This window comes from Actinophytocola sp. (assembly GCF_036378875.1).
Lineage (GTDB): Bacteria > Actinomycetota > Actinomycetes > Mycobacteriales > Pseudonocardiaceae > Actinophytocola.
The window spans coordinates 150,763-164,760 of record NZ_DASUVO010000130.1; the positions used below are offsets into that span (position 1 = coordinate 150,763).

Genomic DNA, 13,998 nt, shown 5'->3' on the forward strand with positions numbered 1-13,998 from the left:
GTCACCACCCGAGGAGTTGGGCGAGGCGTTCGCGGTGGTGGCTCGCACCGCCGAACAGCGCGGCGTCGGCGACCGCCCGCCGGAAGTACAGGTGCGCGTCGTGCTCCCAGGTGAACCCGGTGCCGCCGTGCAGCTGCACCGTTTCCTCGGCGATCCAGGTGAACGCCTCGCCGCACCAGATCTGTGCCACGGCCGCGGCCTCCGCCAGCGCGGTCGGGTCGTCCTCGGCCGCCACCGCCCGCAGGACCGCCGACCGCGCGGTCTCGACCCGCAGCAGCATGTCCGCGCAGCGGTGCTTGACCGCCTGGAAGCTGCCGATCGCCCGGCCGAACTGGGTGCGCTGGGCGGCGTACACGACGGTCATGTCCAGGCACGCTTGCGCACCGCCGAGTTGCTCGGCCGAGAGCGCCACGAGCGCCCGGTCCAGCCCCGCGGTCACGGCCGCCACGCCGGCGCCATCCGCGGTCAGTGGGCTCCCGACGGCACCGGTGAACCGCACCATGGCCTGCGGCCTGCCAAGATCGAGGCACATGGTCGCCAGCACGTGCACACCCGGATCCGTTGCGGGCACGGTGAACACGTCGACCCCGTCGCCGGTGACCGCCGCGACGACGAACGTCGTCGCGGCGCCGCCGTCGACCACGAACGGGCTCGCGCCGGACAGCACCCAGCCCTCCGGCGTCCGATGCGCCGTCACGGCCAGCCGCTCCGGGCGCCAGACACCGTCGGCGTCGGCGACCGCGAGCGCGTACACCTCGCCGGCGATCACCGCGGCGACGGCGGCTTCCGCGGCGGGCCCGCACTGGGCCAGCACCTGGCCGGCGAGCACGGTCGAGCCCAGGAACGGCACGGGTGCGAGCACCCGGCCCAGCTCCTCGCACACCACGGCCACTTCGGCGAGCCCGCCGTCACCGCGGGGGAGTCCGAGGCCGCCGAGACCGATCTCCCGGGACAGCAGGTGCCACAGCGTTTCGTCGTACCCGGGGCCTTCACCGAGCCGGCGCACGGCGGCCGTACCGCCGGCGTCGGCGCACGCGGCACGGACGGTGTCCCGGAGCGCGTCGAGTTCCTCGCCGTCCAACCCGGACGCGGGCGCCAGCGTCATGTCGCCGACACCGCGTGCGCCGCGGCGAGCCGCGCCACCGGGACTCCGGCAGGCGAGCATGACACGTAGTCCAGCCCGAGCCGGTCGCAGAACGCGATCGAGGCCGGGTTGCCGCCGTGCTCGCCGCAGATCCCGAGCTTGATCCCCGGCCGTACCGCGCGTGCCTGCCGCACGGCGATCTCGATCAGCCCGCCAACGCCTGCGGTGTCCAACTCGACGAACGGGCTCGCCGACAGCAGGCCGGTTGCCTGGTAGCGCGCCAGGATCCGGCGCTCCACGTCGTCCCGGCAGAAACCGTAGGTCAGCTGTGTGAGGTCGTTGGTGCCGAAGGAAAGGAACTCGGCGGTGCGGGACAGTTCACCGGCCATCACGGCCGCCCTCGGCGTCTCGACCATGGCCCCGAGCCGGTACGGAATGTCCACTCCGGACCGTTCGGCGACCGCGTCGGCCGAGGCACGGACCTGCCGCGCGGCCGTTTCCAGCTCCGCCGGGAGGCTGACGAGCGGGATCATCACCTCGAGCTCCGGCGTCACGCCCTGGTCCCGTACGTCCAGCCACGCCGAGAACAACGCCTCCGCCTGCGCGGGATAGAGCCGTTCGTGCAGCAGCGCGAGGCGCACCCCACGCACGCCGAGCATCGGGTTCGCCTCCCGCAACGCGGCCGCGCGTACCGCGGCGGCCTCGTCCTCAGCCTGGTCGGGCGCCGGCAGGAACTCGTGCATCGGGGCGTCCAGGAGCCGCACGGTGACCGGCCGCGAACCGATCCCGAGTAGCAGATCGCGGAAGTCCTCGCGCTGCGCCCGTGCCAGCGCCGCGAGTGCCCGCCCCTCGGTCTCGGGGTCGGTGGCCAGGATGACCCGACGGATCAGCGGCAGCCGCTCGCCAAGGAACTGATGCTCGGTGCGGCAGAGACCGATGCCCTCGGCGCCCAGCTCGACCGCCGTCCTCGCGTCCCGGCCGGTGTCGGCGTTCGCCCGGACACCGAGGCGGCGCAGCGTGTCCGCCCAGCCCAGCACGATGTTCAGCTGCTCGGGCGGGCGCGCCGCGGTGATCGCCAGCTCACCCGCGTACACCGCCCCGGTTCGGCCGTCGAGGGAAACCAGGTCACCTTCACGCAGAACATGCTCGCCGGCGGTGGCGGTGGTCGTGTCGCCGGTCCTGTTGATCCGCAAGGCGGACGCGCCGCACACGGCCGGCACGCCGGCCCCGCGTGCGACGACCGCTGCGTGGGAGGCGAGGCCTCCGTTCGTGGTGACCACGCCTGCCGCCGCCAGCAGCCCGGGTACGTCGGCCGGTGTGGTCTCGGCGGCGACGAGCACCACCCGGTGACCTTCGGCCGCCCGCTGGACCGCGACGTCGGAGGTGAAGACCACCTCACCGCACGCCGCGCCCGGCGACGCCGGCAGGCCGCGGACCAGTTCCCGTTCCTCGCCGGTCAGTGAGAGCTGGGCGTGCATCAGCTCCACCACGTCCGAGGGCCGGACCTGTTCGACGGCGGCGGGTTCGTCGCGTGCGCCGCTGCGCACCAGGTCGACGGCCAGGCAGGTGGTGACCCGCGCCGAGGTGCTCGCCTCGACACGGGCGGACAGAAGGGCGAGCTCGCCGTCCCGCAGTTCGAACTCGACGGACGCCGGCCCGGCGAAGTGCTGCTCCAGCGTCAGCAGCGCGTGCTCGAGCAGGCCGGGACCGCCGGGCAACGCGGACAGGTCCTCCGCGTGCGGCGGCCGTGGGGCACTGCGCCGAACCCCGCGGAAGAACGACCCGGTGGGCCGGAAACGTCCGGTTTCCGCGTCGCGGCTGGTGGCCGTGCCGTAGCCGGAGTCCTGCCACGGGCCCAGTACGAGCGCCTGGACGTGCAGTGCCAGCGGTAGGTCGGGGGGCAGCTTCTGCGCACGCCTGGCTCGCGCGGCCCGGGGCGTCTCCCAGCGGGCGAGCATCGTGCGGGCCGCGAGCGCGAGCTGTCGCGCGGTGTCGTCGGGGAAGGGCTCGGTGCCCTCGTGCGCGAGCGCGGTGAGCAGGGCGGGCACCTGCTCACGCGGGTCGGCGAGGTCGAGCAGGAGGTCGCCGAGCCGTGCCGAGGGCACACCGAGGGCGTGTTCACCGATCATCCGCAGCATCCCGGCCCACACCTCGTGCAGCACGGACCCGTCACCCACGGCGTCCAGCACGGCCGCGCTGTTGCGGGGGGTCAGTCCGATCACGGGCAGGTCGGGCGGCAACCCGGCGACGGCGACCGGGGCGCTCGCGGTGAGGCGGATCAGCATGGGCCGCTCGCCGTGGCCGGCCGTGCGGCCGGAGAGTTGTTGCAGCAACTCCACGACCGCGCCGGCGGTGTCCGGTTCGGTCAGTGACGCCACTTCCGCGACCGGGACGGTGACCCCGGCGACGGTCGGCAGGCCGAGCGAGATCAGCTCGTCCACCTGACGGCCGTGGGTGCCGAGTGCCCTGGCGTCCATGCCGCGCGCACGTCCCTGTCCGAAAGGGACGAACCGGTGATGGCCGGTGTCGCGCTGGTCGATCACGCTCAACCGGCTGCCCTCGCGACGACAAGACGCTGTTCGAGATCCGCGTCCTCGCTGCGGCTGACGCCCAGCGCGAGCAGCAGTTCCTGGTGCAGGTGCATCCAGACGGTGTGGTAGGAGTCGATGACGGGTGACGCCAGCCAGGAGTGGTCGCCGTCGTCGAGCCGGTCGAGCGCGTCCTCGAGTCGAGGCAGGTAGCCGGCGCACCGGGGTAGCGCGGTGGCCAGCCGGCGCAGGATCGGTGACACGGCGTCGTGCACGTCGTCCAACTCGTCCCGGACGCCCGCGTCGTAGGCATCGTCGGAGTGGTCGTTCGGCCGTCCGTCCGGGTGACACTGCCACCCGGTACAGACGTCCCGAAGCCGATGGTTGACCGGGAGGAACGCCTCGTACAGCGAGCGCACCTGACGCTCGACATCGGACCCGGGCGGCAACCGCAGGACGTCACCGGCCAGTTGGGTGCCACGCGGCGTGGGCATCGCCAACGGTCCTTTGAGGAGCGCCAGCCCGGACTCGGCGAGCGCCCGAACCTCGGGCGAGGGGTCACCACGCGACATGCCGCGCACCACCAGGTCGACCAGTGCGGCTTCGATGCCCTCACCAAGGGTGATTGTGGACGGGACGGCGTCGGCAGCGGCCATGTCACGCTCCTCTCCGGACGGTTCGCACCTCCGGAACCGGCGTCACGGCCGTCTCGCAGCAGCCGTGATGCGTTGACCTCGTGGTGAAGGAATCGTGCAGGCTTAGCGAAGACGATGTCAAGAAACCCGCCCGGTTGTTTTTTGACACCGCCTATAGAAAGGTGGGCCTCACGGTGCGGCCCGGCGCATGGCCGTCCGGTTCAGGCGGTGGGATCTCGCCCGAGCCGCGCCGGATGAGGGTGGTCGGGACCAGGTACACGCTCGGCGCGGTCGCGGTGCCGTCCAGGCGGGCGAACAGCAGGTCGGCGGCGAACCGGCCGATGGCGGTCGGGTCCTGGGCGACGACGGTGATGCCGGGGGTGAGGAGGTCGGCGAGCTGGAAGTCGTCGAAGCCGACGAGGGCTGTGGTGTGTTCGCGGCCGAGGCGGCGTAGTGCGCGCACGGCGCCGATCGTGATCAGGTTCTGTGCGGTGAACAGCGCGGTGGGTGGGTCGGGCCGGCTCAGCATGGACGTGACCGCGCTGTCGGCGGCGGCGGAGTCGCCGACCTGGTATCGCACGATGTCCGGGTCGATCGGGATCCCGGCCTCGTCGAGCGCGTGCCGGTAACCGGCGTAGCGCTGCTGTGCGGTGACGATGCGGGAGCTGTCCCCGAGGAAGGCGATCCGGCGGTGTCCCGCGGCGACCAGGTGGCGCACGCCCTCCGCCGCGCCGAGGGCGTTGGTGGCGACCACCGAGTCCGCGGCGAGGTTGCGGACCTCCCGGTCGACGCAGACGACGGGGGTGCCGGCACGGAGCTCGGTGGCGAGGTAGGACTGGTCGTCGCCGGCCGGCGCGATGATCAGGCCGTCGGTGCGGCGGACGCTGAACTCCCTGGCCAGCGCGCGTTCCCGGGTCGGGTCCTCGTCCAGGCTGGCGGAGAACACCATCACCCCGCGCGGCACCGCGATGTTCTCCACCGCGCGCTGCACGGCCGCGGAGAACGGGTTGGCCACGTCCTCGAGCAGCAACGCTATCGACGCGGACCGCTGGTCGGCGCGACGCAGTGACCGCGCTCCGGCGTTGGGTCGGAAGTCGAGCTCCTCGATCGCCTCGCGCACGCGTTCGGCCAGCGCCGGCGACACACCGGACTCGTTGTTCACCACGCGGGACACCGTCTTGAGGCTGACCCCGGCCTTGGCCGCGACCTCACGCATGGTCGGCGGGCGAGCCGCCGCGACGTCCGGGACCGCGGCCGCCGCAGGGGGTAGCTCGTTCATCGGCCCTCAATCCTTCGCGTCCGCGGGATCTCCGCGCTCCAGCGCTCATTAAGACATCGTTGTCTTCCGCAACGCAACGATTCGATGAATGTGATCTGCATCACTTACATAATCCCTTGTCAATCGAGGTTCTCCTCGGTCAGTGTCTCCTGACAACGTTGTCCGGCGCCGTCGGCTGTGTAACCAAGGAAGGTTCACCATGTTTCACCTACGGACACCACGGAGGGTGGCGGTGCTGGCCGGCATTGCCGCTCTTGCTCTTCCGCTGGCCGCGTGCGGCTCGAGTGACGGTTCCGGGTCGGGTGACAAGCCCATCGTCGGGCTGATCACGAAGACCGACACGAACCCCTTCTTCGTGAAGATGAAGGAAGGCGCGCAGAAGGCCGCCGACGAGCAGGGCGTGACGCTGCAGACCTTCGCTGGCAAGCAGGACGGGGACAACGAGTCCCAGGTGCAGGCGATCGAGTCGCTGATCTCGGCCGGCGCCAAGGGTTTCCTGATCACGCCGAGCGACTCGAAGGCCATCGTGCCCGCGATCGACAAGGCGCGGCAGGCCGGGCTGCTGGTGATCGCGCTGGACACCCCGACCGAGCCGGCTGACGCGGTGGACGCGACCTTCGCCACCGACAACTACCAGGCCGGGCTGCTGATCGGGCAGTGGGCGAAGGCGAAGTTCGCCAAGGAGAGCAAGCAGGCGAAGATCGCGATGCTGGACCTGAACGCCAACCAGGTGTCCGTGGACGTCCAGCGCGACCAGGGCTTCCTCGAGGGCTTCGGCATCGACGTCGGTGACAAGACCAAGATCGGCGACGAGTCCGACTCCCAGATCGTCGGCCACGACGTCACCGACGGCGCCGAGGAGGGCGGCCGCACCGCGATGGAGAACCTGCTGCAGAAGGACCCGTCGATCAACCTCGTCTACACGATCAACGAGCCGGCGGCGGCAGGCGCGTACGAGGCGCTGAAGGCGGCGGGCAAGCAGAATGACGTGACGATCGTGTCGGTGGACGGTGGCTGCCCTGGCGTGGCCGCGGTCAAGTCCGGCGAGATCGGCGCCACCTCACAGCAGTACCCACTGAAGATGGCCCAGCTCGGTGTCGAGGCGATCAAGAAGTTCGCCGATGACGGGGCGAAGCCGGAGACGACCGCCGGCAAGGACTTCTACGACACCGGCGTCACGCTGATCACCGACCAGGCGGAGGACGGCGTCGAGTCCAAGGACACGACCTTCGGCACCGAGAACTGCTGGGGCTGACGGCCAGCCAGGGCCGGGTGGGGACACCCCACCCGGCCCACCACCACGACGAGGAGGTCACATGTCCGTCACCGCGCCAGCTCCGCCGCCCAGCGGTCTCGAGGACCGCCCGGCGGCGTCGCCACTGATGCGCGTCCAACACGTCCTGCACGCCCACCCGGTGCTGGGCCCGATCGCCGTGCTGGTGCTGGCGATCGCCGCCTTCAGCGTGGTCAGCGACCGGTTCCTGATGCCGGCCAACCTCGGCCTCGTACTCGCCCAGGTCACTGTGATCGCGGTGCTCGCGCTGGGTCAGACGCTGATCATCCTGACCGCCGGCATCGACCTGTCGGTCGGCGCGATCACCGTGTTCTCGTCCATCCTGATGGCCAACCTCGCCGCGAAGGTCGGCCTGTCCGGCACGAGCGCGCTGGCCGTCGGGCTGGTGCTGGGCACGCTGATGGGTGTGGTCAACGGGGTCCTGGTGACCCGGCTCAAGCTGCCGCCGTTCATCGTCACGCTCGGCACCCTCAGCATCTTCTTCTCACTCAACTCGGTGGTCTCCAAGAGCGAGACCATCCGCGGCACCGACATGCCGGACCTGCTGACCTGGACCGGGAACACGTTCCCGATGGGCGACTTCCGGATCACCTACGGGTCGATCATCATGTTGGCGCTGTTCGGGTTCTTCAGCTACGCGCTGGCCAACACCGCGTGGGGCAAGCACGTCTACGCCACCGGTGACGACATCGAGGCCGCCCGGCTGGCCGGCATCCGCACCGGCCGCGTGCTGCTGTCGGTGTACACGGTGGCCGGTCTCGTCTACGCCATCGGCGCGTGGATCCTCATGGGACGGTTGGCGTCGGCCAGCCCCAACGTCGGCGTCGACTACAACCTGGACTCCATCACCGCCGTGGTGATCGGCGGCACCAGCCTGTTCGGTGGCCGCGGCCGTATCCTCGGCACGCTCGTCGGCGCCCTGATCGTGGGTGTGTTCCGCAACGGACTGCAGCTCGGCGGCGTCGAGGTGGTCTGGCAGGGCTTCGCGATCGGCCTGCTCGTGCTCGCGGCCGTCTCGATCGACCAGTGGATCAGGAAGGTCAAGGCATGACCACCGCTACTCGCGAACCCGTCCTGCGTGCCAGGGGACTGGTCAAGCGCTACGGGCCGGTCACCGCGATCGCCGACAGCGACATCGAGCTGTACCCCGGCGAGATCCTTGCCGTGATCGGCGACAACGGGGCCGGCAAGTCCAGCCTGATCAAGGCGCTGTCCGGGGCGCTCATCCCGGACGCGGGCGAGATCTACCTGGAGGGGCAACGGGTCCACTTCCACAACCCCATGGACGCCCGCAAGGCGGGGATCGAGACGGTGTACCAGACCCTCGCCGTCGCACCCGGTCTCGACATCGCGGACAACCTGTTCCTCGGCCGGGAGGAACGCAAGCCCGGCATCCTCGGTTCGGTGTTCCGCATGCTCGACCGCAAGCACATGAAGTCCGAGGCACGCCGGCACATGGGCGAGCTGGGCATCGCGACCCTGCAGGACATCGGCCAGGCCGTGGAGAGCCTGTCCGGTGGACAACGCCAGGGCGTCGCCGTGGCCCGCTCGGCGGCGTTCGGCAGCAAGGTGGTCATCCTCGACGAGCCGACCGCGGCGCTCGGCGTCAAGGAGGGCAACCGCGTGCTGCGGCTCATCCGCGAGATCCGTGACCGCGGCCTGCCGGTCATCCTGATCAGCCACAACATGCCGCACGTTTTCGAGCTCGCGGACCGTATCCACATCCAGCGGCTCGGCAGGCGGGCCACGGTGATCACCCCGGAGTCGCACACGATGTCCGAGGCGGTCGCGATCATGACCGGCGCCGCCGAGCCACCCCCGCCGATCGGCGTCTATGAGGACGCTCAGGGCTGACGGGTCGCTCCACTACGGAACCGCTGGTCGCGTCTGTCCGCTGTGTACGCTGGCGCCGATGGTTCCGGGGGAGGTGCGGTCTCGTGGCTGGAGGTGTGGTGGTCGGTGCTGACCTGCCACACCTCGGGCCCGCGGCCGCCCTCACCGTCCTGCGGGAGGCCGCCGCGGCGGCCCGCGGCGGGCACTCCCGCGCGGTGTTCGTCAGCGGTGTCGCCGGCACGGGGAAGAGCAGCCTCCTGGCCTCCGCCCGCGCGGAGTTGGCCGGCCCCGAGGGCGCGGTGCTGTTCGGCAACGGCCGGCGGCAGCCCCTGCGGAAGTGGTTCGGCCCGCTGCGGGGCGATGACCACGCGGTCGTGCACGGGCTGTGGCGGCGGGTCTCGGCCATGCTGGCCGAGGGGCCGCTGACGATCGTCCTCGACGACGCGCACGCCGCCGATCCACTCGTGCTGCGGTGTGTGGACTGCCTGCTGCACCGGACCGCCGGCCAGCCGCTGCTCATGGTGGTGGCCTACGACTCCGACGCCGCGCACCCGGTGCTCACGACCGTCACCGGGCTCTCCGCCGGGATCGCGATCGAGCTGGGACCGCTGTCGCCGGACGAGATCACCGAGCTGGTCACCGTCGCGCTGGGCGACGTGCCAGAACCACCGTTCCTCCGTGCCTGCGCGCGCCTGTCCGGCGGGCACCCGCTGTCGTTACGCACGTTGCTCGACGGCCTGCGCGCGCACGGCGTGCGCCCCGACGGTGACCAGGCGGAGCGCGCCGCTGAGATCGGCGAGCGGGTGCTCGCCGCCGCGCTGCCGGCCAGGCTCGACCGGCTGCCGGGCGACGCGAGACGAGTGGCCACCGCCGTCGCCCTGGTCGGCGCGACCGAACCACAGCTGATCGCGACGTTGCTGGAAGTGCCGCCGGCCGCGGTGTCGGCGGGGATGGACGCCCTGCGCCGGCACGGCCTGCTGCTGGCGGACCAACCCACGGTCGACCGAGCCGTCCTCGGCACGCTGGCGCCTGCCGAGCTCGACGCGCTTCGGCGCCGTGCCGCACGCCTGCTCCACGACGAGGGACGCCCGCCGGTGCGGGTCGCCCGCCTGCTCGTCGAGCTGCCCGACCTGGACGAGCCATGGATGTACTACGCGCTCTGGGACGCGGCGGTCTACGCGCGGCGCCACGGTGACCCCGAGGCAGGGGCGTCGTTCCTGGACCGGGCGCTGGCGGCGCTGTCCGGGCACACGGAGACACTCGTGGAGCTCGCCGGGGTGATGTCCGACATCGACCCGGAAGCGGCGGCGGCATACCTCGGCCGAGCCATCGAGGCGACCAGCGACCCGAGGACACGCGCGCTGCTGGCGGACCGCCTCGGGGTGCTGGCCCTGCGGACGCAGCGGGTGGGCGGGGCGTTCCCGCTGCTGTGCGACGTACTGGACACCCTCGACGAGCGGCTCGACGCGGAGGCACGTGCGCGGCTGGAGTCGGTCATCCTGGGCATCGGTCTGCACAGTGCGTCGACCGTGCCGGAGGTGCTCGACCGGGCCAGGGCGATGCGGGTCCCGGCCGGTGACACCCCGGTCGAGCGGCTGGCCCTCGGCATGCTGGCGATCACGGCCATGGTGGACGGCGGCTCCGCCACACAGGCCGCCGAGCGCGCCAGGGCGGCGAGCGCCGGAGCCGTCGTCCTCCACAACGGACCGGTGATCGTGGCGGCGCGGATCCTGGACCGTGCCGGCGTGCCCACCGAAGCGCTCTCGGTGCTGGACGGGGTCTCGGCGACCATTCGACGCAGCGAGACCGGCCGGACGTACTGCCATGTGCTGGCCGCCCGGTCGGTGATCGCGGCGGGCATGGGGCGGTGCGCGGAGGCTGCCGCCGACGCCGAGAACGCGATGAGGATCTGTCGGGACAGGGGCTGGGCGGCACCCCGGCTGGCGTTCGCCTCCGCCCTCCTGGAGCGGGGCGAGCACGCGCGGGCCGAGATGGTGCTGAACGGGATCCATGAGCCGACCTTCGTGTGGGAACACCACGGTCTGCTCATGGCACGGGCACAGGCGCGGTTCCTGAAGGGCGATCAGGACGGCGCGCTGTCGTTGGTCCTGCGGTGTGGCCGGAGCCTGGAGGAAGCGGGGATCCGCAGTCCCATGCTGGCTCAGTGGTGGCTGCTCGCCGCCGTCGTCCTGGCCGAGCAGGGACGTCACGCCGAGGCACGCACGCTGGTGGAGGCGCAGACGGAGCCGCTCACCCGCTGGGGCACCGCGGAAGCGCTGGGGTTGGGCCAGCTGGCCATGGGGATCGCCACCCAGGAGGTGGACCTCATGGTGGCGGCGGTCGATCGGTTGGCGGAGTCGCCCGCCCGGCTCAGCGAGCTTCGCGCGGGGCTGCACGTCGGCGCCGCGTTGCTGCGTGCCGGCGACGACGCCGGGGCGCGCAAGCACCTCCGCCGTGTCGTGGACGTCGCGACGCGGTGCGGCCACCGGGTGATCCGCTCCACCGCGACCGGGCTGCTCATGGCCGCCGGCGGCCGGATCCGCAAGCCGAGCGCCGAGGTGCCGGGTCCGCTGACCGCCGCGGAGCGAAGGGTCGCCGACCACGCCTCGGCGGGTGCGACCAACCGCGAGATCTCGCGGGAGCTGTACATCAGCGTGCGCACGGTCGAGACCCACCTGTCGCGGGCGTACCGGAAGCTCGGCGTGTCCTCCCGCGACGAGCTGGCGCGGGCGTTGCGGGAGATCGCCACGCCGGGATCAGCGGCGGCGCCGCCGGCCACGCTCTGCCCGATCACGGCCGGAAAGCGGGGCGACGATGGGCGGCCCTGACCTCACCACGACGCCCGCGCTCGTCGAGCGGGACGCGGAGGTGGCGCTGCTGCGCCGGTTGACGGCGGGTGTCGTGGCCGGACGGGCCGCGGTCGTCGAGATCGCCGGACCGCCCGGCGTCGGACGCAGCAGCCTGGTCGCCGCGGCGATGGCGCACGCGGAACACGCTGGTCTGCGGGTCAGGTACGCGCGTTGCTCACACACCGAAACCGCACTGACCGGTGGGATGGTCGCCCAGGTTCTCGCCGGGCTCACCCCGCTGGACCCCCTGCCGTCGCCGATGGCCCTGTGCCAGACGTTCCTCACGGTCGCCCGGCAGGGCCCGCTGCTGGTCGCGCTCGACGACGCGCACTGGACCGACGAGTACTCGCGTCAGTGGCTGCTCGCGGTGCTGCGCCGGATCGGCGAGGTCCCGCTGATGATCGTCTATTCCGCCGGGCAGCCGGGCCTGGCGAGCCGGACGGCCGTGGCGGAGGCGCAGGACCTCGCCGTCGACGCCGGCGCCGAATGGCATGTCCTGCGGCCCGCGGTGTTGAGCGTGGCCGGTGTCCGCCAGGTGTTGGCCGAGGCCGGTGGGGCACAGCCGGAGGACGGGTTCGTCAGGGCGGTGCTCCAGCGGACCTGTGGCCTGCCACGGCTTTTCCGGGGTGTGACCGAGGCGCTCCGCGATGGCGCGTTCACCGCGACCGTCGCGCACGTGCCGTCGCTGGAGGCTGGCATGCGGGTGGACGTCTCCGACTGGGCCGACGAGATGCTCACCGAGCTGTCGCCGCCCCAGCTCGCCCTGCTGCGGGCGATCCTCGTGGGAGAGGGCGACCTGGACTGGGACCTGCTCGTACAGCTCGCCCGGCTCGACGCGCCGACCGCGGCACGCACGCTGGAACGGCTGCGGGAGCAGAGCGTGCCGATCGCCGGCGATCCGCCACGTCTGGCGTGCCCACACACCCACGCTCGGGTGCTGGCGCACCTGAGCGTCGCCGAGCGCGAGCAGCTGTTCGCCGCCGCGGCCGAGCTGGGGCAGCGGGCCGCCATCGGGTCGTCCGCGCTGGCTCGCCTGCTGTGCTCCGCGCCGGTGGTCGGCCAGGACTGGGCGGTGCGTGCGCTGACGGAGGCGGCGGCCCGCGCCGACGCGGAAGGGCGAGCCGAGGACGCCGGCCGGCTGCTGGCGCGTGCGTTGCGCGAACCGCTGGACGAGGTGAGCCGGGCCGCTCTGCTCACCGACCTGGCCTCGATCGAGGTCACGCACGCACCTGAGGCGAGCGACCGGCGACTGGTCCGGGTGATCGCCGGGCCGGGAGGAGAGGAGGTCGGTCCGCTACGGGTGCGTGCCGCCGACCTCCTGATGGCCAGGGGCAGCACCGAGTCGCTTCGGGATGCGGTGACCGGCGCGCTCGGGAGAACCCTGTCCGAGGCCGACCGTGCCGCACTCGAGGCCATGTACCTGCTCGCCGTGGACGGTCCGCACGACGGTTCGGTGCCGGCACCCGCGTTGTCCGAGGCGCACGGAGACCCCGCGCGAGCCGCCACGCTGGCCTGGCGGCTACTGGTACGGGGCGAGGACCGGGACCGCACCCTCGCTTTGGCGAGAGTCACCCTGGCCGCCGGCCCTCGGGCACCTCTGTCGTCGCGGATCGCCGCGAGCCGCGCCCTGCTCCTCGGCGACGACGTGGCCGAGGCGGCGCGTGGCCTGGACGCCGTGCTGGTGGACGCGATGCGCAGGAGAGACCGGACCGTCGCCGCATGGGCCCGTCTGATGCGGGCCGACCTCGGTTCCCGGACCGGCCGCCTCGACGACGCCGCCGAGGACATCGAGCGGGCGCTGACCATGGTCCCGTTCCCGTACTGGCACCCGATGACGCAGCCGACCGTGCTGGCGCTGCGCACGAGCATGTACCTGGAGGCCGGCCAGCTCGACAGCGCGGCGGAGCTCGTCGCGACCGAGCTGCTCCCGGGCGTCGAGTCCGGCGTCGGATGGGCCAGGTTCCTCTACACGAAGGGCGTGTTCCTGCTGCTCACCGGCGAGCCGGCCGGCGCCGTCGAGCACCTGCGCGAAGTGGGGCGGCGACTCCTGGCCCGGCAGTGGGTCAACCCGGCCCTGGCCAACTGGCGTTCGTTCGCGGCGCTTGCCCACCGGGCCTGCGGGAACAGCGTGGATGCCGAGCGGCTGGTCACCGAGGAGCTGGTGCTCGCGCGGCGCTGGGGCGCGGCGAGCATGGTCGGCAGCGCACAACTGGCCGCCTCGATGGTGTTGGATGGCCCCGCGCGACTGGACAGCCTGCGGGCCGCGGTCGACGTGCTGCGGGACTCGCCGGCGCGGCTGCGGTACATCAAGGCCCTGCTCGAGCTGGCGACGGAGTACCGCGACGCCGGGGCGCCCGAGGAGTCGGCCCGGGTCGCGACCGAGGCCGGCGAGCTCGCCAGGTCACACGGCGCCGGCAGCCTGGCGAAACTGGCACGGACCCTGGGCTGGGAGCCTTTCCCGGGTACGGTTCCCGGCCGGGACTAGGAGGTTCGACT

9 protein-coding genes are annotated in these 13,998 nt (G+C 72.3%); 5 read left to right on the forward strand and 4 right to left on the reverse strand.

What is annotated here, in order from left to right:
* Nucleotide 1 precedes the first annotated feature (1 nt).
* From VF106_RS37860 to VF106_RS37875, 4 genes are all read right to left on the reverse strand, one after another.
* Nucleotides 2-1,105, reverse strand: coding sequence for an acyl-CoA dehydrogenase family protein (locus VF106_RS37860; RefSeq protein ID WP_330844786.1), 1,104 nt, complete (start codon nt 1,103-1,105; stop codon nt 2-4).
* On the reverse strand, nt 1,102-3,627 hold the full coding sequence (locus VF106_RS37865; protein ID WP_330844882.1) for a putative PEP-binding protein: 2,526 nt from the start codon (nt 3,625-3,627) through the stop codon (nt 1,102-1,104). Before VF106_RS37865 ends, VF106_RS37860 begins: the two co-directional genes overlap by 4 nt.
* Nucleotides 3,628-3,629: 2 nt before the next feature.
* Nucleotides 3,630-4,268, reverse strand: coding sequence for a hypothetical protein (locus VF106_RS37870; protein ID WP_330844787.1), 639 nt, complete (start codon nt 4,266-4,268; stop codon nt 3,630-3,632).
* A gap of 151 nt (nt 4,269-4,419) precedes the next feature.
* Complete coding sequence (locus tag VF106_RS37875; RefSeq protein ID WP_330844788.1) at nt 4,420-5,526, reverse strand: LacI family DNA-binding transcriptional regulator; 1,107 nt, start codon at nt 5,524-5,526, stop codon at nt 4,420-4,422.
* 232 nt (nt 5,527-5,758) lie between these two features.
* Between VF106_RS37875 and VF106_RS37880 the strand changes: the two genes are divergently transcribed.
* From VF106_RS37880 to VF106_RS37900, 5 genes are all read left to right on the forward strand, one after another.
* Entirely contained in the window at nt 5,759-6,781 is a 1,023-nt protein-coding gene (locus tag VF106_RS37880; protein ID WP_330844789.1) for a sugar ABC transporter substrate-binding protein, read from the forward strand.
* A gap of 61 nt (nt 6,782-6,842) precedes the next feature.
* The gene (locus VF106_RS37885) at nt 6,843-7,871 is read left to right on the forward strand and encodes an ABC transporter permease (protein ID WP_330844790.1); all 1,029 of its coding nucleotides are present in this window, start codon (nt 6,843-6,845) and stop codon (nt 7,869-7,871) included.
* Complete coding sequence (locus tag VF106_RS37890; protein WP_330844791.1) at nt 7,868-8,674, forward strand: ATP-binding cassette domain-containing protein; 807 nt, start codon at nt 7,868-7,870, stop codon at nt 8,672-8,674. The genes VF106_RS37885 and VF106_RS37890 overlap by 4 nt, the downstream gene beginning before the upstream one ends.
* Before the next feature lie 83 nt (nt 8,675-8,757).
* A complete protein-coding gene (locus VF106_RS37895; RefSeq protein ID WP_330844792.1) occupies nt 8,758-11,481 on the forward strand; it encodes a LuxR C-terminal-related transcriptional regulator in 2,724 nt (907 codons plus the stop codon).
* A complete protein-coding gene (locus tag VF106_RS37900) occupies nt 11,468-13,987 on the forward strand; it encodes an AAA family ATPase (RefSeq protein ID WP_330844793.1) in 2,520 nt (839 codons plus the stop codon). The genes VF106_RS37895 and VF106_RS37900 overlap by 14 nt, the downstream gene beginning before the upstream one ends.
* The last annotated feature ends 11 nt before the right edge of the window (nt 13,988-13,998 follow it).